General features: G+C 69.4%; 21 protein-coding genes. 8 read left to right on the top strand and 13 right to left on the bottom strand.

Annotated features, from left to right (window positions below; translation table 11 throughout):
* Positions 1–14: 14 nt before the first annotated feature.
* Positions 15–416, top strand: coding sequence for a response regulator (locus tag IG08_RS0105270; RefSeq protein ID WP_030596826.1), 402 nt, complete (start codon positions 15–17; stop codon positions 414–416).
* Between the two features lie 98 nt (positions 417–514).
* On the opposite strand, the gene IG08_RS0105265 is transcribed toward IG08_RS0105270, so the two are convergent.
* From IG08_RS0105265 to ctaC, 4 genes are all read right to left on the bottom strand, one after another.
* Positions 515–1,777 (bottom strand): L,D-transpeptidase, encoded by a 1,263-nt coding sequence (locus IG08_RS0105265; protein WP_030596824.1) that lies wholly within the window; start codon positions 1,775–1,777, stop codon positions 515–517.
* 130 nt (positions 1,778–1,907) lie between these two features.
* Positions 1,908–2,306 (bottom strand): cytochrome c oxidase subunit 4, encoded by a 399-nt coding sequence (locus IG08_RS0105260; protein WP_030596822.1) that lies wholly within the window; start codon positions 2,304–2,306, stop codon positions 1,908–1,910.
* On the bottom strand, positions 2,303–4,039 hold the full coding sequence (gene ctaD / locus IG08_RS0105255) for an aa3-type cytochrome oxidase subunit I (RefSeq protein ID WP_030596820.1): 1,737 nt from the start codon (positions 4,037–4,039) through the stop codon (positions 2,303–2,305). The genes IG08_RS0105260 and ctaD overlap by 4 nt, the downstream gene beginning before the upstream one ends.
* Positions 4,036–4,995 (bottom strand): aa3-type cytochrome oxidase subunit II, encoded by a 960-nt coding sequence (gene ctaC / locus IG08_RS0105250; protein ID WP_030596818.1) that lies wholly within the window; start codon positions 4,993–4,995, stop codon positions 4,036–4,038. The genes ctaD and ctaC overlap by 4 nt, the downstream gene beginning before the upstream one ends.
* Before the next feature lie 312 nt (positions 4,996–5,307).
* Here ctaC and IG08_RS0105245 point away from each other — a divergent pair, with 312 nt between their 5' ends.
* The gene (locus IG08_RS0105245; RefSeq protein ID WP_030596817.1) at positions 5,308–6,684 is read left to right on the top strand and encodes a cysteine desulfurase/sulfurtransferase TusA family protein; all 1,377 of its coding nucleotides are present in this window, start codon (positions 5,308–5,310) and stop codon (positions 6,682–6,684) included.
* Positions 6,685–6,769: 85 nt separating this feature from the next.
* Here IG08_RS0105245 and IG08_RS0105240 read toward each other — a convergent pair whose 3' ends face one another.
* A complete protein-coding gene (locus tag IG08_RS0105240) occupies positions 6,770–7,744 on the bottom strand; it encodes a carbohydrate kinase family protein (protein WP_030596815.1) in 975 nt (324 codons plus the stop codon).
* Between the two features lie 130 nt (positions 7,745–7,874).
* Here IG08_RS0105240 and IG08_RS0105235 point away from each other — a divergent pair, with 130 nt between their 5' ends.
* Positions 7,875–8,084 (top strand): hypothetical protein, encoded by a 210-nt coding sequence (locus IG08_RS0105235; RefSeq protein ID WP_030596813.1) that lies wholly within the window; start codon positions 7,875–7,877, stop codon positions 8,082–8,084.
* 106 nt (positions 8,085–8,190) lie between these two features.
* Positions 8,191–10,023, top strand: a complete 1,833-nt coding sequence (locus IG08_RS0105230; protein ID WP_030596811.1) for a hypothetical protein — start codon at positions 8,191–8,193, stop codon at positions 10,021–10,023.
* 70 nt (positions 10,024–10,093) lie between these two features.
* On the opposite strand, the gene IG08_RS0105225 is transcribed toward IG08_RS0105230, so the two are convergent.
* Positions 10,094–10,450, bottom strand: coding sequence for an iron-sulfur cluster assembly accessory protein (locus IG08_RS0105225; protein WP_030596804.1), 357 nt, complete (start codon positions 10,448–10,450; stop codon positions 10,094–10,096).
* A 254-nt stretch (positions 10,451–10,704) separates the two neighbouring features.
* Here IG08_RS0105225 and nadA point away from each other — a divergent pair, with 254 nt between their 5' ends.
* Complete coding sequence (gene nadA, locus IG08_RS0105220) at positions 10,705–11,889, top strand: quinolinate synthase NadA (protein ID WP_030596802.1); 1,185 nt, start codon at positions 10,705–10,707, stop codon at positions 11,887–11,889.
* A gap of 18 nt (positions 11,890–11,907) precedes the next feature.
* On the opposite strand, the gene IG08_RS0105215 is transcribed toward nadA, so the two are convergent.
* The 6 genes from IG08_RS0105215 to IG08_RS0105190 all read right to left on the bottom strand — a co-directional run bounded on the left by IG08_RS0105215 (position 11,908) and on the right by IG08_RS0105190 (position 20,680).
* Positions 11,908–14,154 (bottom strand): protein kinase domain-containing protein, encoded by a 2,247-nt coding sequence (locus IG08_RS0105215; protein WP_030596800.1) that lies wholly within the window; start codon positions 14,152–14,154, stop codon positions 11,908–11,910.
* A gap of 111 nt (positions 14,155–14,265) precedes the next feature.
* The gene (locus IG08_RS0105210; RefSeq protein ID WP_030596798.1) at positions 14,266–17,385 is read right to left on the bottom strand and encodes an efflux RND transporter permease subunit; all 3,120 of its coding nucleotides are present in this window, start codon (positions 17,383–17,385) and stop codon (positions 14,266–14,268) included.
* A gap of 137 nt (positions 17,386–17,522) precedes the next feature.
* Positions 17,523–18,206, bottom strand: a complete 684-nt coding sequence (locus IG08_RS0105205) for a response regulator (RefSeq protein WP_030596795.1) — start codon at positions 18,204–18,206, stop codon at positions 17,523–17,525.
* On the bottom strand, positions 18,203–19,423 hold the full coding sequence (locus tag IG08_RS0105200) for a sensor histidine kinase (protein ID WP_030596793.1): 1,221 nt from the start codon (positions 19,421–19,423) through the stop codon (positions 18,203–18,205). Before IG08_RS0105200 ends, IG08_RS0105205 begins: the two co-directional genes overlap by 4 nt.
* A 154-nt stretch (positions 19,424–19,577) precedes the next feature.
* Positions 19,578–19,856: a PspA-associated protein PspAA gene (gene pspAA, locus IG08_RS0105195; RefSeq protein WP_030596791.1), complete on the bottom strand. Its 279-nt coding sequence runs from the start codon at positions 19,854–19,856 to the stop codon at positions 19,578–19,580.
* A gap of 23 nt (positions 19,857–19,879) precedes the next feature.
* The gene (locus IG08_RS0105190) at positions 19,880–20,680 is read right to left on the bottom strand and encodes a PspA/IM30 family protein (RefSeq protein ID WP_078655455.1); all 801 of its coding nucleotides are present in this window, start codon (positions 20,678–20,680) and stop codon (positions 19,880–19,882) included.
* 251 nt (positions 20,681–20,931) lie between these two features.
* Between IG08_RS0105190 and IG08_RS0105185 the strand changes: the two genes are divergently transcribed.
* The 3 genes from IG08_RS0105185 (at position 20,932) to IG08_RS0105175 (ending at position 23,468) form a co-directional block, all read left to right on the top strand.
* Entirely contained in the window at positions 20,932–21,561 is a 630-nt protein-coding gene (locus IG08_RS0105185; RefSeq protein ID WP_078655454.1) for a DUF3043 domain-containing protein, read from the top strand.
* A gap of 80 nt (positions 21,562–21,641) precedes the next feature.
* The gene (locus tag IG08_RS0105180) at positions 21,642–22,343 is read left to right on the top strand and encodes a class I SAM-dependent methyltransferase (RefSeq protein ID WP_030596785.1); all 702 of its coding nucleotides are present in this window, start codon (positions 21,642–21,644) and stop codon (positions 22,341–22,343) included.
* 57 nt (positions 22,344–22,400) lie between these two features.
* A complete protein-coding gene (locus tag IG08_RS0105175; protein ID WP_030596784.1) occupies positions 22,401–23,468 on the top strand; it encodes a S1C family serine protease in 1,068 nt (355 codons plus the stop codon).
* 43 nt (positions 23,469–23,511) lie between these two features.
* Here IG08_RS0105175 and IG08_RS0105170 read toward each other — a convergent pair whose 3' ends face one another.
* Entirely contained in the window at positions 23,512–23,730 is a 219-nt protein-coding gene (locus IG08_RS0105170; protein ID WP_030596783.1) for a hypothetical protein, read from the bottom strand.
* Positions 23,731–23,905: the final 175 nt, after the last annotated feature.

Here is a 23,905-nt window from a genome sequence, read left to right as displayed (position 1 = left end):
GTCACGGAGGAAGAATGCAGCCGACCGCCACGGTGCTGGTCTACAGCGACGACTCCAACACCCGCGAGCAGGTGCGGCTCGCCACCGGCCGGCGGCCGGCTCCCGATGTGCCCGTGGTCGAGTTCCTCGAGTGTGCGACGTCTGCGGCGGTTGTGCGGGAGCTGGACAAGGGCGGCATCGACGTCGTCGTCCTGGACGGTGAGGCCGTGCCCATGGGGGGCATGGGGCTGTGCCGGCAGATCAAGGACGAGATCTTCAACTGCCCGCCGGTGCTCTTGCTCATCGGGCGACCGCAGGATGCGTGGCTGGCCACGTGGAGCCGTGCGGAGGCGGCAGTGACGCTGCCTGTGGATCCCGTGGAGTTCGCGGGGGCGTTGGCCTCTCTGTTGCGGCAGAAGAGGGCTCTGAGCGCCTGAGAGCTCGGGTCCACCGGTCTCTTTGGCGGCTGCGGGCCGTGGGGTTTGTCGCGCAGTTCCCCACGCCCCTACGGGGCCCGTTGCCGTCGAGGTGTCTCTCAGACGCTCTCCGGCCTCAGCCTTGCCCTCTCCGCCAGGCTGGGACCCTCCGGGCTGCCGCCCACCAGGGCGCTGCCCTTGCGCCACTTCTTCCAGCCGAGGTTCCAGTCGCCGAAGCCGTTGCCGAAGTTCTCCATGGTGTCGCCGTAGGAGTTGACGACCTTGACGACGTCACCCTCGTGGATGGTGTCGAAGAACCACTCGGCGTTGCCGGTGCTCATGCCGGTGCAGCCATGGCTGACGTTCTCGTAGCCCTGGGAGCCGGTGGACCAGGGAGCGGCGTGGACGTACTCGCCGCTCCAGGTGAGGCGGGTGGCGTAGTAGACCGGCAGGTCGTACGACTCCGCGCTGCCCTCGGCGATGCCGATGCTGGTGCCGCGCATACGTACGAAGTACTCCTTGCCCAGTACGACCTTGACGCCGTTGCGGGTCTCGAAGCCGGACTTTCCGGTGGTGACCGGAATCTCGTTGATCGACTTGCCGTTCCTGTAGACGGTCATCGAGTGTGACGAGGCGTCCGTCACCGCGATGATGCGGTCGCCGGTGGTCAGCGTGAGCGGCTTGGCCTTTCCGCCCCACAGCCGGTCGCTGATCTTGACGCCCTCCAGGTTGCTGCGGACCTGGATGGTGGCGTGGGCGGGCCAGTACTCCTTGGGGCGGTAGTGGAGTTCCTTGTCGTCCACCCAGTGCCAGGTGCCGTCCACGGCAGGCGTGGAGTCCACCCTGAGGGCGCGCTCGACGACGGCCCGCTGCGCCTTGTCCTTGACGGCCTTGCTCAGCTCGGCGGTGACGGGCTGCCCGACGCCGTACTTGCCCGCCTTCGGCCCGAACTTGACGGTCAGGCGCTTCTTGGTGGTGGGCTTGCTGGTGTCGAAGGTGAGGACCCGGCGGCCGGGCGCCCCGTCCTCGTCCTCCGTGCTCACGCGCACCGTGTAGCGGGCGTTGGCGGCCAGCGGTGAGGTGCTGTGCCAGCGACCGCCGTCGGCGGAGAGCTCGCCCGCCACGTACCGTCCCGTGGCATCCGCGGCCGTGACGTCCGTGATACGCCCGTCGTCGCCCTCGGCGGTGACCTCCAGGGGCTTGTCCGGGTCGGCCTTCTTCCCGTCGCCCGTGGGGCCGTTGAAGGAGATCTGGTCCGCCGCGTCGTACGGGGCGGCAGACAGGGGGTTGCCGTCGGACCCACAGGCGGTGGCGCCCGCCCCGAGGGCGATCACCAGCAGGGTGCAGCTGACGACAGTGCGGGTGCGCGGAGAGTGGCTCATAGCCTCACGCTAAGGAGCTTCGTCAAGGACGGCGCGCCGGGTAACTCGGACGAGGGAACGGTATTGCGGCAAAAGCAGGAGCCCGGACCCTCCTGACGGAGTGTCCGGGCTCTCTGGTGCTCAGTTCGTGCTACTGGGTGCGGTTCTCACCGCGGTAGTACTCGAAGACCCAGCCCCACAGACCGATCAGCAGCAGCGGCGCCGAGAAGTACAGCAGCCACCAGCCGATCGCGACCCCCAGGAAGGCGAGGGCGCCACCGAGCCCGAGGGCGAGCGGCTGCCAGCTGTGCGGGCTGAAGAACCCGACCTCGCCGGCGTCGTCCGCGACGTCCGCCTCCTTGTTGTCCTGGGCACCCGCGTCGACCCGCCGGGCGGTGAAGCCCAGGTAGAAGCCGATCATGATGCACAGGCCGAAGGCCAGGAAGAGGGCCGTGGTACCGGCCGGCTCCTTCGACCACACGCCATAGACGATCGCCATGGCGAGGACGAAGACGCTCAGCCACATGAACATCTTGCCCTGGATCTTCACTTGCCGGCCTCCTTGCCGCCGGAGAGGGCCTTCTCACCGTGAGGCGCGTTCTCGAGCTGGTCGAGGGCGGCGAGCTCAGGGTGGTGCAGGTCGAACGCCGGGGATTCGCTGCGGATCCGCGGCAGGGTGATGAAGTTGTGCCGCGGCGGCGGGCAGGACGTCGCCCACTCGAGGGAGCGGCCGTAGCCCCACGGGTCGTCGACCTCGACCTTCTTGCCGTACTTGGCGGTCTTCCACACGTTGTAGAAGAACGGCAGGATCGACAGACCGAGGACGAAGGAGCTGATCGTCGAGATCGTGTTCAGGGCGGTGAAGCCGTCGGCCGCGAGGTAGTCCGCGTAACGACGCGGCATGCCCTCCGCGCCCAGCCAGTGCTGGACGAGGAACGTGCCGTGGAAGCCGAAGAACAGCGTCCAGAACGTGATCTTGCCGAGCCGCTCGTCGAGCATCTTGCCGGTGAACTTCGGCCACCAGAAGTGGAAGCCGGAGAACATCGCGAACACCACGGTGCCGAAGACGACGTAGTGGAAGTGCGCCACCACGAAGTACGAGTCGGAGACGTGGAAGTCCAGCGGCGGCGAGGCCAGGATGACGCCGGTCAGACCACCGAAGGTGAAGGTGATCAGGAAGCCCGTGGCCCACAGCATCGGGGTCTCGAAGCTGAGCGAGCCCTTCCACATGGTCGCGACCCAGTTGAAGATCTTCACACCGGTCGGGACCGCGATCAGGAAGGTCATGAAGGAGAAGAACGGCAGCAGCACACCGCCGGTGACGTACATGTGGTGCGCCCACACCGTCACGGACAGACCCGCGATCGCGATGGTCGCCGCGATCAGGTTCATGTAACCGAAGATCGGACGCCGGCTGAAGACCGGGATGACTTCGGAGATGATGCCGAAGAACGGCAGCGCGATGATGTACACCTCTGGATGTCCGAAGAACCAGAAGAGGTGTTGCCACAGCAATGCGCCGCCGTTGGCTGGGTCGAAGATGTGCGCACCGAACTTGCGGTCCGCCTCCAGGGCGAACAGCGCGGCCGCGAGGACCGGGAAGGCGAGCAGGACCAGCACACCGGTCAGCAGCACGTTCCAGGTGAACACCGGCATGCGGAACATGGTCATGCCCGGCGCACGCATGCAGATGATGGTGGTGATGAAGTTGACCGCACCGAGGATCGTGCCGAAGCCGGAGAAGGCCAGACCCATGATCCACAGGTCGGCGCCGATGCCCGGCGAGCGGACCGCGTCCGACAGCGGGGAGTAGGCGAACCAGCCGAAGTCGGCCGCACCCTGCGGGGTGAGGAAGCCGCCCACCGCGATCGTCGAGCCGAACAGGTAGAGCCAGTAGGCGAACATGTTCAGCCGCGGGAACGCCACGTCGGGCGCGCCGATCTGCAGCGGCATGATCCAGTTCGTGAAACCGGCGAACAGCGGCGTCGCGAACATCAGCAGCATGATCGTGCCGTGCATCGTGAACGCCTGGTTGAACTGCTCGTTCGACATGATCTGCAGGCCCGGACGGGCCAGCTCGGCGCGCATGAACAGCGCCATCACGCCACCGATGCAGAAGAACGCGAACGACGTGACCAGGTACAAGGTACCGATGGTCTTGTGGTCGGTGGTGGTGAGCCACTTGATCACGACGTTGCCGGGCTGCTTGCGCCTGACCGGCAGCTCGTTCTCGTACGAGTCCTCAGCTGCGGCGGCACCCTGGGGTTCGTTGAGGATGCTCACAGGTTGTTCGTCTCCCGGTTCTTCTCGTGGCTCGTCTGCGCGATGCCGGCGGGAACGTAACCGGTCTGCCCCTTCTTGGCGAGGTCCTTGAGGTGCTGCTCGTAGCGCTCGGGGGAGACGACCTTCACGTTGAACAGCATCCGGGAGTGGTCGACGCCGCACAGCTCGGCGCACTTGCCCAGGAAGGTGCCCTCCTTGTTGGGAGTCACCTCGAAGGCGTTGGTGTGACCCGGAATGACGTCCTGCTTCATCAGGAACGGCACCACCCAGAAGGAGTGGATGACGTCACGCGAGGTGAGGACGAAGCGGACCGTCTTGCCCTTGGGGAGCCAGAGGGTCGGGCCGGGGTTTCCGGTCTGCGGGTTCTTGGTGGCGGGCGTGCCGACGTCGTAGACGCCGCCGGCGTTCGCCGGGAAGTCCTCCTTGAACCGGTCCGGAATCGCGGCCAGGTTCTTGTCGGTCGTCGCGTCACCGGTGGAACCGTCGACGGGCTCGATGTAGTTGAAGCCCCAGCTCCACTGGAAGCCGACGACGTTGATGGTGACGTCCGGCTCCTTCTTGAGGCTGAGGATCTTCGACTCGTCACGGGCCGTGAAGTAGAAGAAGACCGAGACGATGATGAGCGGAACGACCGTGTACAGCGCCTCGATCGGCATGTTGTACCGGGTCTGCGTGGGGACCTCGACCTTGGTGCGGCTACGCCGGTGGAAGATCGTGCTCCACAGAATCAGGCCCCACACCAGCACGCCGGTGGCCAGCGCGGCAGCCCAGGAGCCCTGCCACAGGGAGAGGATCCGCGGAGCCTCTTCCGTGGTCGGGGTGGGCATACCAAGGCGGGGGAAGTCCTTGTATGTGCAGCCGGTGGCGGTCGCCAGGACCAGGCCCGCGGTCATTGCCTGCAGCAGCTTCCGCCGCATCGGGCGCCGCGGCGAGCGGTCGGAGCCGTTGGGACTCACGTAGCGCCTTCCCGAGAGTCTCGCCCGCGCGGTTGGCTGCGGCCTGCCTTCTCGCGGGTCGGTCGCCGCCCTGCGTCGGGCAGGGGTTTGGATGTTTATGCGGACCAAACCCTAGCCGACGCCATCCGGGGGTTCGCGGGGAGGGTGGCATACGCGCGGGGGGTCACTCGAAAGCGCCTAGGGGGTGGGAGGTTCGGGTGTGTTTGCGAGTGCGGGTGTGTGGGGGCTGGTCGCACCCACGCGGCGGATCCGCACATGTCGCAGCCCCGCGCCCCTGAGGGTCGCAGTGGCCGCGCGCTTTAACGTTGCTGTGTGTCCTACTTCGATGCCGCTTCCTCCGCTCCCCTTCATCCCGTTGCCCGGCAGGCCCTGTTGGCTTCGCTCGACGAGGGGTGGGCGGATCCCGCACGTTTGTACAGGGAGGGGCGCCGGGCCCGGATGTTGCTGGATGCCGCGCGGGAGGCGACTGCCGAGGCCGTGGGGTGCCGGCCGGACGAACTCAGCTTCACCTCGTCCGGGACCCGGGCCGTGCACGCCGGGATCGCGGGGGCGTTGGCGGGGCGGAGGCGCGTCGGGCGTCACCTGATCGTGTCATCCGTCGAACACTCCTCGGTGCTCCATTCGGCCGAAGTACACACGGCGGACGGCGGGGCGGTGACCGAGGTGCCCGTGGATCGTGCGGGCGCGGTGAGCGCGCGGGCGTACTCGGATGCCCTGCGGGCGGACACCGCGCTGGCGTGCCTGCAGTCCGCCAATCACGAGGTGGGAACCGAGCAGCCGGTGGCGGCCGTCGCCGAGGTGTGCCGGGCGGCCGGGGTGCCGTTGCTGGTGGATGCCGCCCAGTCGCTCGGATGGGGGCCGGTCGAGGGGGACTGGTCCCTGTTGGCCGCCAGTGCCCATAAGTGGGGTGGGCCCTCCGGGGTCGGGCTGCTCATCGTGCGTAAGGGGGTGCGGTTCGCTCCCCAAGGGCCCGTGGACGAGCGGGAGTCCGGGCGGGCGGCCGGGTTCGAGAACCTGCCCGCCATCGTCGCGGCGGCGGCCTCGCTGCGGGCGGTGCGGGCCGAGGCGGCGCAAGAGGCGGTACGACTGCGGGAACTGACGGAGCGGATCCGTGGGCGGGTGCCGCAGCTGGTGCCGGATGTGGAGGTGGTGGGGGATCCGGAGCGCCGGCTGCCGGGGATCGTCACCTTCTCCTGTCTCTATGTCGACGGGGAGACACTGCTGCACGAGCTGGACAGGGCCGGCTTCTCCGTCTCGTCCGGGTCCTCCTGCACCAGCAGCACGCTGACGCCCAGCCATGTGCTCAGGGCGATGGGCGTGCTGAGCGAGGGGAACGTGCGGGTGTCCCTGCCGTTCGGGGCGACCGAGGAGGAGGTCGAGCGCTTCCTGGACGTGCTGCCGGGGGCCGTGGCCGGCGTGCGGGAGAAGTTGGGGGCGCCGACGCCGACGGCCGTCGTGCGGGAAGACGAGCTGGTCGTGGACGCCCTTGGCAAGCGCTGCCCGATCCCCGTCATCGAGCTGGCGAAGGTCATCGGAGACGTCCCGGTGGGCGGCACGGTCCGGGTCCTGTCCGACGACGAAGCGGCGCGCCTGGACATCCCGGCGTGGTGCGAGATGCGGGAGCAGGAATACATGGGCGAGGAGCCGGCGGAAAAGGGAACGGCATACCTGATCCGCCGGTTGAGGTGACCCACCCAGGGGGCGCGGGGCTGTGTCGATATGCGGCTACCGCCGCGTGTGCGCGACCAGCCCCCACGCACCCTCACACGGCATCTCAGCCCAGATGCCCCTGGACCTCCGCCGCAGCCTCATCGCCGTACGCCTTGGTGAACCGCTCCATGAAGTGGCCGCGCCGCAGCTGGTACTCCTGAGTGCCGACGGTCTCGATGACCAGAGTCGCCAGCATGCAACCGACCTGCGCCGCGCGCTCCAGGGAGACACCCCAGGCAAGCCCGGAGAGGAACCCCGCACGGAAGGCGTCGCCGACACCCGTGGGGTCGGCCTTGCGCTCCTCCTCGGCGCAGCCGACGACGATCGGCTCCTCGCCGGACCGCTCGATGCGGACGCCCTGTGCGCCGAGCGTGGTGACGCGGTGGCCGACCTTCGACAGGATCTCCTTGTCGCTCCAGCCGGTCTTGGACTCGATGAGGCCCTTCTCGTACTCGTTCGAGAAGAGGTACGTCGCGCCGTCCAGCAGGATCCTGATCTCGTCGCCCCCCATGCGGGCGATCTGCTGGGAGAAGTCGGCGGCGAAGGGGATCGAGCGGGAGCGGCACTCCTCCGTGTGGCGGAGCATGCCCTCCGGGTCGTCGGCGCCGATCAGGACCAGGTCGAGGCCGCCGACGCGGTCCGCGACCGTCTTCAGCTCGATGAGGCGGGCCTCGCTCATCGCGCCCGTGTAGAAGGAGCCGATCTGGTTGTGGTCGGCGTCGGTGGTGCAGACGAAGCGCGCGGTGTGCAGCGTCTCGGAGATGCGGACCGAGCCGGTGTCGACGCCGTGCCGGTCCAGCCAGGAGCGGTACTCGTCGAAGTCGAAGCCCGCGGCGCCGACGAGGATCGGCTCGGTGCCGAGCTGACCCATGCCGAAGGCGATGTTCGCGCCGACTCCGCCCCGGCGTACGTCGAGATTGTCGACCAGGAAGGAGAGCGAGACCGTGTGCAGTTGGTCCGCGACGAACTGGTCGGCGAAGCGGCCGGGGAAGGTCATGAGGTGGTCGGTGGCGATGGAGCCGGTGACTGCGATGCGCACGGCGTGGACTCTCCTGTGGGGAGACGGATTGACAGTTCACGCTACCGGGTCCGCGGGGTGCTCCGAAGCCGCCAAAACTACCCGATAGTAGATCTTTCTTCGCAGGCCGTCGCGTGCATACGGTTCCGACATGACGAACCTCGAGCTCCACGCCCCCGCTCCGGCCGACCTGGAGGACGACCTCGCCTCGCTGCGCGGCGACTGTGCCCGGATGGCTCCTCACTGGGCGGTGCCCGACCAGATCGTTTCCCTTCCGGTCTCGCCCTCACTCATCCACGGCGTGACGGTTCCTCCGGGTTCGGCCCGGATGCTGGAGGCGATGTCGGAGTACGGCGACTGAGTCGGCGCGTTTTCGGGAACCGCGCGCTCCCCCGCTGCGTCCCATCGCTGTCCCCCGGAAAGGGGATGCGGGGTACGCCCCGCTGCGCAGCCGAAGGAGCGATGCGGTGAACACCGAGCGACCCGACAACGACGACGCCGACGGCTCCGCCGAGGAGCAGGTCGTCTCGGAGACGAAGGGTGCCGGCGGCTCGGCCGAGGAGCAGGACGCCGCAGAGAAGAAGGCCGAAGCGGAGGAGCAGGCGTCACCGGAGGCGCAGGCCGAACCGCCGGAAGAGGACGAGCCGGAGGCCCAGGCGGAACCGCCGGAGCAGGACGAGCCGGAGGCGCAGGACGAACCGCTGGAGCAGGCGTCCCCTGAGGCGCAGGCCGAACCGCTGGAGCAGGACGAGCCGGAGGCGCAGGACGCCGACGCTCCTGATGTCGGCGCTCCCGAGGACGCGGAGGCCGACGACAGGGACGGCGCCCGTTCCGGTCGGCGTCGCTCCCCCGCCGTCGTCGCCTCCGTCGCCGCCGCCGTGCTGCTCGTCGGGGGCGGTGGGGCCTACCTCGCCGCCACGGCCTCCGGGAGCTCGGGCGGTCGTACGACATCCGGGGCCTCCGGTGATGACACTCCCCCGCCGCTCGCCCTCGACGGCTACTCCGCGAGCGGTGGTTCGAACGGCATCGCCCCCGGGGAGCCCAACCCGTACGGCGTCACCTACCGTGCCGAGGGCGAGCTCCCGGACGGACCCGGCTCGGCGCCCGTGTACCGGGCGCAGGGCGAGGTCACCAAGGACGAGGTGGCCCGGCTGGCGAAGGCGCTCGGGGTCGACGGGACGCCGGTGACCGAGGGGCAGGTCTGGAAGATCGGGGCGAAGGACGGTTCGGGGCCGAGTCTGCAGGTGAACCAGCAGGCGCCGGGGGCCTGGACCTTCCACCGGTACTCCCCCGGCACCGACGACTGCAAGAGCACCACCGAGTGCGCGAGCGACCCCGTCGCCCCGGCCGACGACCCGGTGAGCGAGGCGGCCGCGAAGAAGGCGGCCGCGCCGATCCTGAAGGCGGTGGGTCAGGACGACGCGAAGCTGGACGCGAGCCAGGTCATGGGCGCCCAGCGGGTCGTGAACGCCGATCCGGTGGTCGGCTCGCTGCCCACCTACGGCTGGACGACCGGCGTCACCGTCAACGCCCAGGGTGAAGTGGTGGGCAGCGTCGGCCAGTTGAAGGTGCCGGTGAAGGGGGACACGTATCCCGTCCTGAGCGCCGAGAAGACGCTGGGGCTGCTGAACGCGACGCCCGGGACCGACCACCGCATGGGCATCGGGGGCTGCGCCAGTCCCGTACCGCTGAAGGACCGGCTGGAGGCGCCCTGCGGGGAGTCGACGTCTTCGCCGTCCCCCGCGACGAACACCATCACCGTCGAGAAGGCCGTGTTCGGGCTGGCGGCGCGCGGCGTGGACGGGCGGCAGGCGCTGGTGCCGTCCTGGCTGTTCGAGGTGCGGTCGGCGGGTGCGCAGGACGGCTTCACGGTGACCTATCCGGCGGTCGACCCGACGTACATCGCCACCGAATCGCCCACTACGACGCCCAGCGACGAGCCGACCGGGCAGCCCAGCCCGCGGCCGACCGGGCCCGATGACCCGACCTCGGCGCCGGCCACGCGGGACGTGCAGGTGGACGGCTACTCGGTCGAGGGGCAGGAGCTGACCGTGAGCTTCACCGGCGGGGTGTGTGCCGACTACAAGGCTGCGGCGAGTGAGACCTCCGGCGAGGTGACGGTCACGGTGACCGAGACCCCGTGGCCGGACAAGATCTGCATCATGATCGCCAAGGAGTACCAGCAGACCGTGCCGCTGGACGAGCCGCTCGGCGACCGGAAGGTCGTGGGCTCGGACGGCAAGGAGATCCCGCTGAAGAAGGCGGGAGCGCGACTGCCGGAGACGTCCGGGGCGCGGTAGCTCCGGGCATGCAGAAGGCGGCGACCCCGTCGGAGGGGGCCGCCGCCTTTCTGTTGCCCAGCCGTGAGGCTTAGCTGAAGGAGTCGCCGCAGGCGCAGGAGCCCGTCGCGTTGGGGTTGTCGATCGTGAAGCCCTGCTTCTCGATGGTGTCGACGAAGTCGATGGAGGCGCCGCCCAGGTACGGGGCGCTCATGCGGTCGGTGACGACCTTGACGCCGCCGAAGTCCTTGAGGACGTCGCCGTCGAGGGAACGCTCGTCGAAGAAGAGCTGGTAGCGCAGGCCGGAGCAGCCACCGGGCTGTACGGCGACACGCAGGGCCAGGTCGTCACGGCCTTCCTGGTCGAGCAGGGCCTTGACCTTCGCCGCGGCGGCGTCGGACAGGATGATGCCGTCGGTGACGGTGCTGGTCTCGTCCGATACGGACATCTACATCTCTCCCGGGTTGTACGGAGACTGCTTGCCGACAGGTGCAACCGGCAAGGCCGCGGATTCATTCCGGGCCGGGCGCCGGTTTTCCGGCGTCCTCTTCATGCTCGCACATGCGATGGCAAGCGGAAAATGGCTCATCGACCCCTCATCGGGATTCACGTCACATCGACGTTATGACCATCGTCAAAGTGACGTGAACCGGGTTATGATAGATAACGTCAGTTCGACGAAAAGTAGAAAGGGTGCGTGTCGTGACCACCGCCCAGACCACGGAGCTCGACGTACAGCCGTCTCCGCTCGCCCTGTTGCTGCTCGGCCGTGAGGCCGACCCGAAGAGCGAGCGGGGCGTCGAGTGTCCCGGCGATCTGCCCTCGCCCTCCGACCCCGACCTGGTCGAGCGCGCCCGCGCGGCCAAGGAGAAGCTCGGGGACAAGGTCTTCGTGCTCGGCCACCACTACCAGCGCGACGAGGTCATCCAGTTCGCGGACGTCACGGGTGACTCCTTCAAGCTGGCCCGGGACGCGGCCGCCCGCCCGGAGGCCGAGTACATCGTGTTCTGCGGTGTGCACTTCATGGCCGAGTCCGCGGACATCCTGACCTCCGACGACCAGAAGGTCGTCCTGCCCGACCTGGCCGCCGGCTGCTCCATGGCCGACATGGCCACCGCCGAGCAGGTCGCCGAGTGCTGGGACGTGCTGACCGAGGCCGGCATAGCCGAGCAGGTCGTGCCCGTCTCGTACATGAACTCCTCCGCGGACATCAAGGCGTTCACGGGCAAGCACGGCGGCACGATCTGCACGTCGTCCAACGCCAAGAAGGCTCTTGAGTGGGCCTTCGAGCAGGGCGACAAGGTCCTCTTCCTCCCCGACCAGCACCTCGGCCGCAACACCGCGGTGCGGGACATGGGGATGACGCTCGAGGACTGCGTCCTCTACAACCCGCACAAGCCGAACGGCGGGCTGACCGCCCAGCAGCTGCGGGACGCGAAGATGATCCTGTGGCGGGGCCACTGCTCGGTGCACGGCCGCTTCAGCCTGGAGTCGGTGGAGGACGTCCGCGCCCGGATCCCCGGCGTGAACGTGCTCGTCCACCCCGAGTGCAAGAACGAGGTCGTGGCCGCGGCGGACTACGTCGGCTCGACGGAGTACATCATCAAGGCGCTGGAGGCCGCTCCGGCCGGTTCCAAGTGGGCCATCGGGACCGAGCTGAATCTCGTACGACGCCTGGCGAACCGTTTCGCGCCCGAGGGCAAGGAGATCGTCTTCCTCGACAAGACGGTCTGCTTCTGCTCGACGATGAACCGCATCGACCTGCCCCACCTGGTGTGGACCCTGGAGTCGCTGGCCGAGGGCAACCTCGTCAACCGCATCGAGGTCGACAAGGAGACCGAGGCGTTCGCGAAGCTGGCGCTGGAGCGGATGCTGGCGCTGCCGTAGGACTCCCGCGGCGCCCGCTCACCCCTCGGGGTGAGCGGGGTCCAGGCTGAAGACCGTCCCGTCCGGTGTGTTCACGACCACCGCCCCGCCGTACAGCGACACCTTGGACTTGATCGTTGCACCGCTGGCGAGTTGGTCGGCCTGGGCGCCGGTCTCCCGGAGCAGCGTGCCCTTACGGGAGTCGAGGGCCGCGACTCGGCCGCTGATGCTGGCGAGGTAGAGCGTGTGGGTGGTGGGGTCGTAGGTGGGCTGGCCCGACTCCTCGACGCTGGTGCGGGTCTGCCAGAGCTGTTTGCCGGTCAAGGGGGAGACCGCGGTCACCTGGCCGTTGGCTCCGGTGATCCAGACGGTGTCGGCGGCGAGGCGGATCGAGCCCGTGTAGGTCTTCGTGAGTTCTGTCGTGGTGGTGGCGCCGGTGTCCGGGTCGAGGAGCCGGATCTCGTCGAAGGTGTTCTTCTGGTCGAGGCGAGCCGGGCCGGAGCCGCCGTCGACCGCGACGGCGACGACGAGGCGGCCGTCGACGGTGCCGAGCAGGCCGCTCCCGTTCGGGGTGCTCAGACGTCGGCGCACTGTTCCGTCGGTCTTGTCCAGTTCCAGGAGTACGGCGTCCTTGGACTCGTCGTCCGGGAAGCAGTGCGCGTACAGGCGGGAGTCCGCCGTCTCGAAGGTGCAGAAGTCGCCGGAGGGCAGCTGTGTGGTCCAGTGGTCGGTGCCGGTGCGCGGGGAACGGGCCGTCACCAACCGACCGCTGGAGTCGGGGGTCATGACGAGGTCGCCGGCCACGAGCTGGTCGGCGCTCGGCCCTCCCCGGTCGCGGGCCCACAGCTGGTCGCCGGTCTCGGTGTCGAGGGCGACGATGCTCGACTTGCTGCTCCCGTCGGCCGCGAAGACGTCGTGCTGCAGGATCATCGCGTCGTCCCGCACGCCGAGGAGTGTGAAGTTGTTCCCCGACGAGTCCGTGCCCTCGGCGGAGGTCGCGAGGGCGGAGCGCCAGACGGTGGCGCCGGTACGGCCGTCCAGGCGGACCGGGAGGATGGTGTTGCCCGCGCAGTAGACCGCGTTCTCGTACCTCTGGCAGGTGGCGTCGCTCGTGTCCTCGCCAGCCTTCGCCAGCGGGTTGACCTCGCCCGACTGCGCGGTCTCGAACATCGTCGTCCGCCAGGCCTGCCAGCCGGTCGGCACCGCCGCCCACCGGGAGGCCGCGGTCGTGGCGCTCGGACTCGTGGTCCGGGGGCTGTCCGCGAATCCCGGGCCGAACCGTATGTACCAGAGCGTGCCCAGGGCCACCGCGCCCACCGTGCCGGCCGCCACCAGCGGGCGGAGGCGGCGGCCGCCCCGTCGGCGGACCTTCGGCAGCTTCGTCACCGCCGCCGGGTCGGCGCCGGAGGAAGTCGCCTCGACGGTCCGCAGGACGTCCGCGCGCAGGGTCACCGTATGCGGGTCATCGGGGTGCGATTCGGGCAGGACGTCCGCGAACTCCTGGGCCAGTCGGTCGAGTTCGGGGCGGTCGCCGGGCTCCTTGCTGAGGCAGCGCTCCAGGACCCCGCGCAGCGGCTGCGCCACGCCGTCCAGCACGGGCGCCTCGTGGACGACCCGGAAGGCGGTCAGATAGGGGCTGTCGGTGTCGAAGGGCCCGCGCCCGGTGGCGGAGAACACCAGCAGCGCGCCGAGCGAGAAGACGTCCGAGGCGGGGCCGACCGTGCGGGCGTCGGTGAACTGTTCCGGGGACATGAAGGGCGGGGTGCCGATCATCTGGCCGGTCTCGGTGAGGGTCTGGTGGTTCTCGGCCGCGCGGGAGATGCCGAAGTCGATGACGCGGATGCCGTCCTCGGCGATCAGGACGTTGGCGGGCTTGAGGTCCCGGTGCACCACCCCGGCCCGGTGGATGTCCCGCAATGCCTCGACCAACCCCAGGGCCAGGCGGCGCAGTTCGGTGCCCTTCAGCGCACCGTGGTCTCGGATCCGCTGGGCGAGGGAGCTGCCGGGCACGTACTGGGTCGCCATCCAGGGCCGTACCGCCTCCGGGTCGGCGTCCACGACCGGTGCGGTGAAGGCGCCGCTGACCTTGCGGACGGCCTCGATCTCCTGGCGGAAGCGGGCTCGGAAGACCTTGTCCTCCGCGTACTGGGCGTGCACGACCTTGACGGCGACGTCACGGCCCGAGCGCGACCGGCCCCAGTAGACGACGCCCATGCCGCCGGCCCCGAGCCGGTCGACCAGCTTGTAGCCGCCGACCGATTTCGGGTCGTCCTTGTGCAGTGGCACCGCCGGGATCCCCTCCACCGTAAAGCAGTTCGAGGCACAAGATACCTAACCGCGGAACGCCGACGGCCGGGTCCCGGACCGTCATGGTCCGGAACCCGGCCGTCTCATCCGTCACACGCCCGCGGGCTCCGGCTCCTCGGAGACCTCCGTCGACTGCGAAGGCACCCCCGCCTTCTTCGCCGCCCGCTTCTTCGCCCGGCGCTCCTTGCGGAGCTCCAGCATCGTGTAGAGCGTCGGAACGAGCAGCAGGGTCAGCAGAGTTGACGTGATCAGGCCGCCTATCACGACCACCGCGAGGGGCTGGGCGATGAAGCCGCCCTCGCCGGTGACGCCCAGCGCCATCGGGAGGAGGGCGAAGATCGTCGCCAGGGCCGTCATCAGGATGGGGCGGAGACGGTGCCGGCCGCCCTCGATCACGGCCTCCACGACGCCGTAACCCTGCTTCCGGTACTGGTTGATGAGGTCGATCAGGACGATCGCGTTCGTCACCACGATGCCGATCAGCATCAGCATGCCGATCATCGCGGGGACGCCCATCGGGGTGCCCGTGACGATCAGCAGGCCGATCGCGCCCGTCGCCGCGAACGGGATCGAGACCAGGAGGATCAGTGGCTGGACCAGGGAACGGAAGGTCGCGACCAGGAGCATGAAGACGATCGCGATCGCCGCCAGCATCGCCAGGCCCAGGTTCTTGAACGCGCTGTCCTGGTCCGAGGTGACGCCGCCGATCTCGGCCGTGGCGCCCGCCGGGAGCTTCAGGGCGTCGAGCTTGGACGTCAGGTCCGTGCTCACCGCGCCGGTGTTGTCGCCGGTCGGCTTCGCCGTGATGGTGGCCGCGCGCTGACCGTCGATCCGGGTCATGGAGACCGGCCCGTCGACCAGCTTCACCGTGGCGATGTCACCCAACTTCACCGGGCCCAGGGGCAGTTCCTTCAGCTGCTCCAGAGTCGCAGCTGGCTTCGCCGACTTGATGACCACGTCACGCTCGGTGTCGTCCAGGGTCGCCTGGGCGGCGGTGGTGCCCTTGACCGCCTGGGCGACGGCCGCCCCGAGGGTCTGGTCGGTGAAACCGGCCGCTGCCGCCTTGGAGTTGGCCTTGACCGAGATGCGCGGCACGCTCTGCGCCAGGTCGCTGGTGACGTCCGTGACGTCGTCCAGACCGGCGACCGCACCCCGCACCTGCTCCGCCGCCTTGCGCAGGACGTCCGCGTCGGCCGCCTTCACGACCACGCTGAGGTCCTGGCTGCCGAAGCCGTCACCGGCCGCGATGGTGGTCGTGCCGATGCCGTCGAGCTTCTTCAGGCCCGCCTCGATGTCGTCCTGGACGTCCTCGGAGGAGGCCGAGTCCTCCAGCATCACCTGGTAGGACGCCTGGTTGGTGTCCGTGCCGCCGCCGAAGGCAGCCATGAAGCCGGAGGAGCCGACGGTGACCTGGTAGTCCTTGACGCCCTTGGTGTCGCCGAGCAGCTGCTCGACCTTCTTCGCCTGGACGTCCGTCGCCGCCAGGCTGGTGCCCGGCTTCAACTCCTGCTTGACGGTGAGCACTTCCTGCTCGCCCTGGTCGAAGAAGTTGGTCTTCAGCAGCGGGGCCATGCCGAACGTACCGATGAGGATCACGACCGCGAGCGCCACGCTCGTCATACGGCGCCGCGTCGCGAACCGCAGGACGGGGACGTAGAACCGCTGGAGCCTGCTCCTCGCCTCCTTCTCCTCCGCCTTGCGGCGGGCTTCCGCCGCGTCCGCCGGGGTGCCCTTCGGGGCGCGCAGGAACCAGTACGACAGGACGGGTACGACCGTCAGCGAGACCAGGAGCGAGGCCAGCAGCGCGGCCGTCACCGTCAGGCTGAACGAGCCGAACAGCTCGCCCACCATGCCGCCGGTGAGGCCGATCGGGAGGAACACCGCGACCGTGGTGAGGGTCGAGGAGGTGACCGCGCCGGCCACCTCGCGGACGGCGTTCAAAATCGCCGACTCGCGCTCCTCGCCGTAGCCGAGGTGCCGCTTGATGTTCTCCAGGACCACGATCGAGTCGTCGACGACCCGGCCGATGGCGATGGTCAGCGCGCCGAGCGTGAGCATGTTCAGGGAGAGGTCGCGGGTCCAGAGCACGATCAGGGCCAGGACGACCGAGAGCGGGATGCTCACCGCCGTCACCAGCGTCGAGCGGATCGACGCCAGGAACACCAGGATGACGAGGACCGCGAAGAGCAGGCCGAGCGCGCCCTCGGTGGTCAGGCCCTCGATGGCCTTCGAGACCGCCGGGCCCTGGTCGCTGACGACCGTCACCGAAGAGCCCGCGCCCAGGTCCTTGCGCATGTCCGGGAGCTTGTCCTCGACCGCGTTCGAGATGGCGACCGCGCTGCCGTCCTGGTCCATCGTGACCTGGACGGCGAGGCTGGGCTTGCCGTCGGTGCGGGTGATGGAGTCGGCTGTGGCCTGCTCCTGCTCGACGGTGGCCACGTCGGCGAGGCGTACGGGCTTCTTGGCGCCCTCGCTCGTGACCATCAGGTCCTGGATCTGCTCGATCGAGGTGAAGCCGCCGCCCACCTGGACGGTGCGGTTGGCGCCGTCCTCGTCGAAGGAGCCGGCCGGGACGGTCGCACCGCCCGCCTGGAGGGCCTGGGCCAGGGACTGGGTCGTCAGCCCCGCCTTCGCCAGCTTCGCGTCGTCGGGGGTGACGGCGACCTGGAGGTCCCGTACGCCGTCGACCGTGACCTGGGCGACGCCGTCGATGTCCTTCAGATCCGGTACGACTGTCCGGTCCAGCTCGTCGGCCAGTGCCTGCTGGTCCCTGTCCGAGGTGACGGCGAGGACGACGGTCGGCATGTCGTCCGTCGAACCGGCGACGACCTGCGGGTCCACGTCGTCCGGGAGCTGGACGCGGGCCCGGTTGACGGCCTGCTGGACGTCGGCGACGAGCTGCTTGGTGTCGTTGCCGTAGTCGAAGGACGCCATGATCAGGGCGTTGCCCTCGCTGGCCGTCGAGGTGACGCCGGTGATGCCGTCCACCGCTTCGAGGTTGTCCTCGATGGGCTCGACGACCTGCTTCTCGACGACGTCCGGGGACGCGCCCTGGTAGGGGGCGAGCACCGACACCATCGGCAGTTCGATGGTGGGCAGGAGCTGCTGCTTGAGCTGCGGGATCGCGATCGCGCCGAACGCGATCGCGATGATGGACATCAGGCCTATCAGGGCCCGTTGCGCGAGGCTGAACCTGGACAGCCAGGACATGGGTGAAGGATCTCTCTTCTGTGAGCGGCGTCAGAAGTGGCCCCTCAACCCTGTGCCATCGGTGTGAGGTGTTCCGTAGCCCCCAGGTCCAATTCCTTATACGGCCCCTACTCCGGCCGCAGTACGAGTGGTTGAGCTCACTCCACCCGTGGGCGTACCAGCCCCGACTCGTACGCGATGACCACCAGTTGGGCCCGGTCCCGGGCGCCCAGCTTGGCCATGGCCCGGTTGACGTGCGTCTTCACGGTGAGCGGGCTGACCTCGAGGCGCTCGGCGATCTCGTCGTTGGAGTGGCCGCCTGCGACCTGGACCAGCACCTCGCGCTCGCGGACGGTGAGGGTGGCGAGTCGTTCGGAGCGGGCCGGGTCCCGGTCGTCGTCCGCCCCGTCGTCGTTCGCGAGGAAACGGGCGATCAGCCCCTTGGTGGCCACCGGGGAGAGCAGGGCCTCGCCGCCCGCGGCCACGCGGATGGCGCTCAGGAGTTCGTCGGGTTCGCTGCCCTTGCCGAGGAAGCCGGAGGCGCCCGCGCGCAGCGACTGCACGACGTAGTCGTCGACCTCGAAGGTGGTCAGGATGACCACGCGGACATGGGCGAGGGAGGGATCGGCACTGATCATCCGGGTGGCCGCGAGGCCGTCGGTGCCGGGCATCCGGATGTCCATGAGGACGACGTCGGCGCGCTCCTGTTTGGTCAGCCGTACGGCCTCGGCACCGTCGGACGCCTCGCCCACCACCTCCATGTCCGGCTCGGAGTCGACCAGTACACGAAAGGCACTGCGCAGCAGCGCCTGGTCGTCGGCGAGCAGGACGCGGATGGTCATGCACTCTCCCCGGTGGTGGCGGTGCGGGTCTTGACCGGCAGGATCGCATGGACGCGGAAACCGCCGCCGTAGCGGGGACCGGTGGTGAGGGTGCCGCGCAGGGCGGTGACGCGCTCGCGCATGCCGAGCAGGCCGTGTCCGCCGCCGCTCGTGGGGTCGTCGTCCTGGCCGGTGCCGTTGTCGAGGACCGTGATCTCGATGTTCGGTCCCACGCGTACGACGCTGACCTCGGCCTTCGCCTCCATGCCGGCGTGCTTCTGGACGTTGGTGAGGGCTTCCTGGACGACCCGGTAGGCGGCCAGGCCGACGGCGGCGGGCAGGGTGGTGCCGTGGTCGGCGCGGGCGACCTCGACATGCAGGCCGGCGCTGCGGAAGGTGCCGACGAGCTCGTCGAGGCGGTCGAGGCCGGGGGCGGGTTCGGTCGGGGCCTCGGGGTCGCCGGACTGCCTGAGCAGGCCGACGGTGGCGCGGAGCTCGTTGAGCGCGGAGCGGCTGGCCTCGCGTACGTGGGCGAGGGCCTCCTTGGCCTGGTCGGGCCGCTTGTCCATGACGTGCGCGGCGACTCCGGCCTGGACGTTGACCAGGGCGATGTGGTGGGCGACGACGTCGTGCAGGTCGCGGGCGATGCGCAGGCGTTCCTCGGCGACCCTTCGGCGGGCCTCCTCCTCGCGGGTGCGTTCGGCCTTCTCGGCGCGCTCTCTTATGGCGTGGACGAAGGCACGGCGGCTGCGTACGGCGTCGCCGGCGGTGGCGCCGATGCCGGTCCAGGCGAAGATGCCGAGGTTCTCCTGGGCGTACCACGGGAGGGAGCCGCCGAGCATCGCGGCGCCGGTGAGGACGGTCATCGTGAGCAGGCCCACGCGCCAGGTGGTGGGGCGGTCGGTGGTGGAGGCGACCGTGTAGAGGGCGATGACCGCGGACATGGCCACGGGGGCGCGGGGGTCGCCGGTGACCGACTCGACGAGGGAGAAGCCGCCGGTGAGGGCGAGGACCGTCATGGGGGCGCGGCGGCGGAACACGAGGGTGGCGGCGGAGAGCACGATGAGGACCAGGCTGAGCGGGTCTGGGGTACGGAATCCCCAGCTGACGTCGTGCTCCCCGTGAGGGTCCACGAACGAGCCGGCCACCATGCAGGCGAGGACGCCGGCCGCGAGGAGGGCGTCCAGCGCCAGGGGGTGCGCCTGCAATTGGTGCCGGGCGCGTTGGAGGGTGCTCACATTTGTCAACGGTACGGGGGCCCTGCGGGGCTTGGAACGGGGGCTACCTGTACGTCTTCTTGTGCGTGTTCCTGTGCGGCGGCCGGTGTCGATGCGGGCGTCCCTGGGGGCTCCGCCCCCAGACCCCCGCTCCTCAAACGCCGGAGGGGCTGACTCAGCCCGGGATCAGCCCGTCGTCGCTCAGCAGTTCCCGGACCTCCTCCAGCGTCGCCTCCGGCGACGGCAGGATGAGTTCCGAGGGCTCCAGGGCGTCGTCCGGCAGGGGCTCGCCCAGTTCACGGACCTTGGCCAGGAGGGCCTCGAAGGTGTGCCGGAAGCCGGGCCCGTCGCCGTTCTCCATCTCGGCCAACAGCTCGTCGTCCAGCTTGTTCAGCTCGGTGAGGTGGCTGTCGGCCAGCCTCACCTGCCCCTCCCCCATGATCCGTACGATCACGTCGCCCTCCTAAGGCGTGGGCATCACTGCTTGTCGAAACGCGGGGTGTCCTGCGGCTGCTGCTGGGACTGGGACTGGGACTGCTCGGCGCCGCCCTCGATCGCCTGCTGGGACGAGGTGCCGCCGGCCAGCTCCGCCTTCATGCGCTGCAGTTCCAGCTCTACATCCGTACCACCGGAGAGCCGGTCCAGCTCGGCCTGGATGTCGTCCTTGTGCATGCCGGACTGGTCGTCGAGGGCACCGGAGGCAAGCAGTTCGTCGATGGCGCCGGCGCGGGCCTGGAGCTGGGCCGTCTTGTCCTCGGCGCGCTGAATGGCCAGGCCGACGTCGCCCATCTCCTCGGAGATACCGGAGAACGCCTCGCCGATCCGGGTCTGCGCCTGGGCAGCGGTGTACGTGGCCTTGATCGTCTCCTTCTTGGTGCGGAAGGCGTCGACCTTGGCCTGGAGGCGCTGGGCCGCAAGGGTGAGCTTCTCCTCCTCGCCCTGGAGCGTCGAGTGCTGCGTCTCGAGATCCGTCACCTGCTGCTGGAGCGCGGCGCGGCGGGACAGCGCCTCACGGGCGAGGTCCTCACGGCCGAGCGCGAGCGCCTTGCGGCCCTGGTCCTCCAGCTTGGACGACTGCGACTGCAACTGGTTGAGCTGAAGCTCCAGGCGCTTGCGGGAGGTCGCCACGTCGGCGACTCCGCGGCGCACCTTCTGCAGTAGCTCCAGCTGCTTCTGGTACGAGTAATCGAGGGTTTCGCGCGGGTCCTCGGCCCGGTCAAGGGCCTTGTTCGCCTTCGCGCGGAAGATCATCCCCATACGCTTCATGACACCGCTCATGGGCTTCGCGCGCCCCCTTCTGACGGACTTCCAGCTCCAGCTCTGCGACAGAACCCACAGTACGGGCCCTGCATCCATTGACGCACTGTTCGGGGACGGATGCGCTCATCCCCAAGGACGACTGACGAAGACCTTGCTCCGGCGTAAGGAGTAGGTGACCTTCAGGGTGAGCAGTCGGTCACCGGACGTCCCCTCTGTCCCCCTACATGACGACTGGTGTTGCCGGATCGTTCCCCACCTGACTGGGGTCCATGCCCCCGCACCCCGTACCCTTGGGTTTTGTGTTCCGTAGCCGTGCCAAGGAAGAGAAGGCCGCGACCGCCGACAAGGCGTCGCTGACCGACTCCAAGCAGCCCCGCGACCCGCAGGCCCCCAAGGGTCGGCCCACGCCCAAGCGCAGTGAGGCCCAGACCCAGCGCCGCAGCGTCGCCAACACGCCGACGACGCGCAAGGAGGCCGCCAAGCGTCAGCGCGACGACCGTCGTGCAGCGCTGGAGAAGCAGCGCCAGGCGCTGGCCACCGGCGACGAGCGGTACCTCCCGGCCCGCGACAAGGGCCCGGTCCGCAAGTTCGCGCGCGACTTCATCGACTCGCGGTTCAACGTGGCGGAGTTCTTCCTGCCGATGGCCGTGGTCATCCTCGTGCTGAGCATGGTGCGAGTGGGCGCGCTGCAGAGCATCGCACTGCTGCTGTGGCTCGTCGTGATCGTGCTCATCGTGCTCGACTCGATCACCACCGGCTACCGGCTGAAGAAGCGGCTCGCCGAGCGCTTCCCCGACCAGAGCCCCAAGGGTGCCGTCGCCTACGCCCTCATGCGCTCCCTCCAGATGCGTCGCCTCCGGCTGCCGAAGCCGCAGGTCAAGCGCGGAGAGCGGCCCTGAGTACGACATCTTTCTCCGGGGGCGCGGATGCCTGGCTGGACAAGCTGGGCGGGCTGCGTAATGCCGTACGGCAGGAGCTGGTGGCCCGGCAGCTCGACGAGCAGATAGTCGGGCGGTACCCGGTCGGGCAGCGGCTGCGGGTGCTCGACGTGGGCATGGGCCAGGGCACTCAGTCGCTGCGCCTGGCTCGGGCCGGGCATCAGGTGACCGGTCTCGAGCAGGACTCCACGATGGTCGCGGCGGCCCGGCAGGCCCTGTCCGGCGAGCCCGAGGGCATCCGGGAGCGCATGCGGATCATCGAGGGCGACGGCCGGGACACCGGGGTGCACTTCCTGCCGGGCAGCTTCGACGTCGTGCTGTGCCACGGGGTGCTCATGTACGTCGACGAGCCCGATCCCCTGCTGGCCGGGATGGCGCGGATGCTCGCCCCGGGCGGGCTGCTGTCGCTGCTCGTGCGGAACGGCGACGCGCTCGCCATGCGGCCGGGGCTGTCCGGCGACTGGGGCTCGACCCTGTCCGCCTTCGACACCACCGCGTACCGCAACCGCCTCGGGCTCGACGTGCGCGCCGACCGGCTGAGCACGCTGACCGCGACGCTCGCGGGCATCGGGGCACCGCTGCAGGCCTGGTACGGCGTGCGGGTCTTCACGGACACGGCGGTGGACGGGGCGGAGATCCCGGCCGACGTGGAGGCGCTGCTGGCCGCCGAGGAGCGGGCCGGGCGGACGGATCCGTATCGCGGGGTCGCGGCGTTGCTGCACCTGTGCGGGGTGCGTGGCTGAGCCCCGTTCGGGCGACCAGCACAAGCCGGAGATTCACCCCGTGGAGAGACTCGGGGCATGGACGCTTCCCGTACCCGTGCCCTACGGCTGGCCGCCGCGCTCGCGTGCTCCCTCGCGCTCGTCTCCGGGTGTTCCGACTCGGGGTCCTCGCACTCGAAGAAGTCGGAGGACTCCACCACCCAGGCCGCCGTCCCCGCCGCGGACAGCGATCTGCAGAGCGACTACCAGAAGGTCATCAAGGACGTTCTGCCGTCGGTCGTGCAGATCCAGGCCAGCAGTGATCTGGGCTCGGGCGTCGTGTACGACGGCAAGGGGCACATCGTCACCAACGCGCACGTCGTCGGGGACGACAAGACCTTCAAGGTGACGACCGCGAACAGCGAGGACGAACTCACCGCGACGCTCGTCTACTCGTACCCCGAGCAGGATCTCGCCGTCATCAAGCTGGACAAGGTCCCGGACGGGCTGAAGGCGGCGACCTTCGGGGACTCCTCGAAGGTCGCGGTGGGGCAGATCGTCCTCGCCATGGGCTCGCCGCTCGGACTGTCGTCCAGCGTGACGCAGGGCATCGTGTCGGCGACCGGACGGACCGTCAGCGAGGGCAGTACGGACGGCGGGACGGGCGCGACGATCGCCAACATGGTGCAGACGTCCGCGGCCATCAACCCCGGCAACAGCGGCGGCGCCCTCGTCAACCTCGACGGCCAGGTCATCGGCATCCCGACGCTCGCCGCGACCGACCCGAACCTCGGGGACAGCGCGGCGCCCGGGATCGGGTTCGCGATCCCCTCGGCGATGGTGAAGACGATCGCCGACCAGATCATCAAGGACGGCGAGGTCACCGACTCGGGCCGGGCAGCGCTCGGCATCACCGGCCGTACGGTCGTCGACGACAGCTACCAGGCCGCCGGGGTCGCCGTCGTCGAGGTGAAGAGCGACGGGGCCGCCGACAAGGCCGGCATCGAGGCGGGCGACATCATCACCCAGCTCGGCGACACGCAGATCACGACCATCACCTCGCTGTCCGAGGCCCTCGCGGCCGACAAACCGGGCGGCAGGACGTCGGTCACCTTCACGCGTGACGGCAGTGCGAAGACGGTGGACGTGACGCTGGGCGAGCAGTGAGGAGGGGCGGCCGGTCCACGGCCGCCTCACTCCTCACTGCTCCTTACGAGGCCGGGGCTTCGGCGTGCAGGCTCATCGGGCCGTAGATCTTCGTCCCGTCCTCGAACAGATGCACCTGGTCCGTGCCGCCCTCGAGAAGCTCCTTCCAGACCTCCCCGATCCAGGACTCGGCATCCCCCTGCGTGGTGAACTCCTCAGGCACCACCGCGGGCTGCACCTCGGTGCCGTCGGACTTCTCGAACCGCCACGTCCATGTCGCCATGCAGGCCTCCCTTGTGTGGGCACGTTCCGTGGTCGAGCCTATGCGGTCCGCGTGGATGGGTGGAACAAGATCGCTGTAGTTCGTCGAGTGCGGGCCGGTGGGGGCTGGTCGCGCCCACGCGGCGGAGCCGCATATCGATACAGCCCGCGCCCCTGGGTTGGCCTCGGACGCGCAA

Origin of the sequence: Streptomyces fulvoviolaceus, from assembly GCF_000718165.1 — a bacterium.
Taxonomy (GTDB): domain Bacteria; phylum Actinomycetota; class Actinomycetes; order Streptomycetales; family Streptomycetaceae; genus Streptomyces; species Streptomyces fulvoviolaceus.
Note: the sequence above shows the minus strand (reverse complement) of the source record. Positions and strands in the feature narration are given on the sequence as shown.

Coding starts and splice junctions, on each gene's coding strand:
- IG08_RS0105205 (WP_030596795.1), bottom strand. CDS start 18,206: ATGACCATCCGCGTCCTGCTCGCCGACGACCAGGCGCTGCTGCGCAGT.
- IG08_RS0105235 (WP_030596813.1), top strand. CDS start 7,875: ATGACGAACCTCGAGCTCCACGCCCCCGCTCCGGCCGACCTGGAGGAC.
- IG08_RS0105175 (WP_030596784.1), top strand. CDS start 22,401: ATGGACGCTTCCCGTACCCGTGCCCTACGGCTGGCCGCCGCGCTCGCG.
- IG08_RS0105190 (WP_078655455.1), bottom strand. CDS start 20,680: ATGAGCGGTGTCATGAAGCGTATGGGGATGATCTTCCGCGCGAAGGCG.
- IG08_RS0105170 (WP_030596783.1), bottom strand. CDS start 23,730: ATGGCGACATGGACGTGGCGGTTCGAGAAGTCCGACGGCACCGAGGTG.
- IG08_RS0105270 (WP_030596826.1), top strand. CDS start 15: ATGCAGCCGACCGCCACGGTGCTGGTCTACAGCGACGACTCCAACACC.
- IG08_RS0105225 (WP_030596804.1), bottom strand. CDS start 10,450: ATGTCCGTATCGGACGAGACCAGCACCGTCACCGACGGCATCATCCTG.
- IG08_RS0105210 (WP_030596798.1), bottom strand. CDS start 17,385: ATGTCCTGGCTGTCCAGGTTCAGCCTCGCGCAACGGGCCCTGATAGGC.
- IG08_RS0105265 (WP_030596824.1), bottom strand. CDS start 1,777: ATGAGCCACTCTCCGCGCACCCGCACTGTCGTCAGCTGCACCCTGCTG.
- IG08_RS0105185 (WP_078655454.1), top strand. CDS start 20,932: ATGCCCCCGCACCCCGTACCCTTGGGTTTTGTGTTCCGTAGCCGTGCC.